The organism is Streptomyces sp. CC208A, assembly GCF_030010625.1.
Taxonomy (GTDB): Bacteria; Actinomycetota; Actinomycetes; order Streptomycetales; family Streptomycetaceae; genus Streptomyces.
Genome location: NZ_JASCXN010000085.1, coordinates 1 through 2207, shown reverse-complemented (window position 1 = coordinate 2207; position 2207 = coordinate 1). Strand labels below are relative to the sequence as shown.

General features: G+C 69.0%; 1 protein-coding gene. It reads right to left on the bottom strand.

Features of this window, described 5'->3' with window-relative positions:
- Window positions 1–1027 precede the first annotated feature (1027 nt).
- Window positions 1028–1618: an SMI1/KNR4 family protein gene (locus QK442_RS36025; RefSeq protein WP_282698359.1), complete on the bottom strand. Its 591-nt coding sequence runs from the start codon at window positions 1616–1618 to the stop codon at window positions 1028–1030.
- Window positions 1619–2207: the final 589 nt, after the last annotated feature.

Here is a 2207-nt window from a genome sequence, read left to right as displayed (position 1 = left end):
TCAAGTTGATCAAGAGAGGGGGAAAGTGATGCGCATGCCTCGTTTTGTGAGGAGTGCATTCACGGCGACGGTAGCGGCCGGAGCTATGGTGGTGTTTGCCACGGCTCCGGCACATGCAAGTACGAGTGTCACCGTCCACGTTAAGCAGTGCCCGTTGGATTACTGCGCCACGGCGGGGTACGGGTGGTTCAACGCAGATCCGATCGGGAGCGGCTCCGGGAGCGTTCCCGGTGACGCGCTGAAAGCCTGCGACATGGCCTCCGACGGTTATTACATAAAGGCGTGGCTGACCAACCGGGACACTGGCAAGCTCATTCGCACCGCCAGTACTGGCGGTCACACTGCACCCTATTGCACGAGTTGGCAAACCGGTAACCTCCCGGAGCAGACGCGGGTTTGGCTCGAGGTCTGCAAGATGTCGGGCACGAAGAGAGTCTCGTGCAACCACGGCGCCGAGGGATGGGCCTAACAGCGTTTCCGCCGCCGCGATTCGTCCCGGCGTATGTTCGCCCATTCGTTCCGTTTCGGCGAAAGGCGTCCGGTGAGCGCGATTCCGCTGCCTGACGGCCGCCTTCCGGGAAATGGATACGGGGGTGGATCCCCGCAGGGTACTTCACCTGGAAAGCGCCTTCGGTGATGGCAGGAAAAGGATCTCGATGGTCTCTCATTCCTGTCGGCCAGAGGCGCTTTCTGCTTTCCTGGCCGCCTGCAGGCCCAGCCTCGCTCCGTGAAAGTGCGAGGCTATGGGATGGCAGCGCACCGAAATCCCGTATCGTTACCCACGCCGTGGCGTTGGCCGCATTCCCTAGCGCCGGGGTGGCACGCCTGAACGGGCTGCTGAACGCGGCACCCTCTTGGCTGATCATTTCAGAATGAGTCCGGCTCGCGGGTTTGGTGATCGGGTCGACGGGCGGCAGAGTTCTGCGGGTGTCGGATGATCTTGTGTCTGATGATCTGTGGGATCGTGTCGCTCCGTTGTTCCCCTCTCGCCCGTCGACGGTGTCGCTCCCTCGGCCAGGGCCGGAGATCAGGCGGCCGGGAACCAGTCGCGGCCCTCGGCCCAGTGGGTCACCCAGCCCGTGAAGCCGGGAGTCCCGGGCATCGGGGCGTCGGGCGACGAGGAACCGAAGGGCAGCGCGCCGACGTCGTCGATCAGCCAGACGTGACCCCGCTGCGGACCCGTGACGATCAGGTACCAGTCCATGCCGCAGCCGTCGGTGCCGAGGGGCAGCGAGCCGTGGTCGAACACGGTGTCCGTCCGGGCCTCGAACTCCTCCTCCGACAGCTCCTCGTCGTCCTCGTCCTCCTCCCAGCTCCAGGCCGCCGTGAGCGGGAAGGGCTCGCCGAGTACGCGCTCGGCGCGGTCCGGGCCCCAGTCGTCAGGGACGCGCGCGAGAGGCAGCAGCCCGTAGCACGGCGGCCCCGCCCGCAGCCCGTCGCAGACCTCCGCCACGAACGTGCGGTACGGCTCCGGCAGCACGACGCCGTGCTCCGCCTCGAAGGCCCGTACCGCCTCCCACCCGGCCGGCGGCGCCGAGCCGGAGCGGGACGTGAAGGTCTCGCGGAGGGCGGCCAACTCGGCCGGGTCGCATGTTTCCGTGTTCATGCCGGTCATCATGCAAGGCCGGGGAAGACCTGGAGTATGCGGCCTTGGCGGCGGCGGTGTCGCCCTGGCACTCGCGGCGGAAGCCCGGCTCAGGGGCGCGACAGGCGTGCTCGCAGTGGTCGCAATCCTGCCAGGGGTCCTGGTGGGGGCGGCGGGTGCGTCGGGGAGCGGGGGCGGGAGGAGGGCCTCCAGGCGGTGGGCCAGGAGCCCGGCCGGGTGGACGAGGCCGCCGGGGATCGTGGTGCAGAGCGTACGGCGCACGGCGGCGGGATCCGCCCCTCGCTCGAACCAGGCGGTCACGGCGGGCGCGAGCCGGTGGACGTCCCGCTCGGACAGCAGCAGGCGGGGCTCGTGCGCCCGCAGACCGGAGAGGAGGTCTGCCGCTTCCCGGTGCTCGGCGGGGAGTTCCGGCTTGGGGCGGCGGGGGCGGCGGCAGGGCGCTCCGGCTTCGGTTGGTCGAGCGCGGCACGCTCGGCGGGCGCCGGGAATCGGATCGCCATCAACGGGGTTGGTGGGGGTCATGCGAGCGATACAGGTGTACGAAGTGGGCGGTCCCGAGGTGTTGCGGGAGGCCGAGGTGGACCAGCCGCGGCCGGGTCCG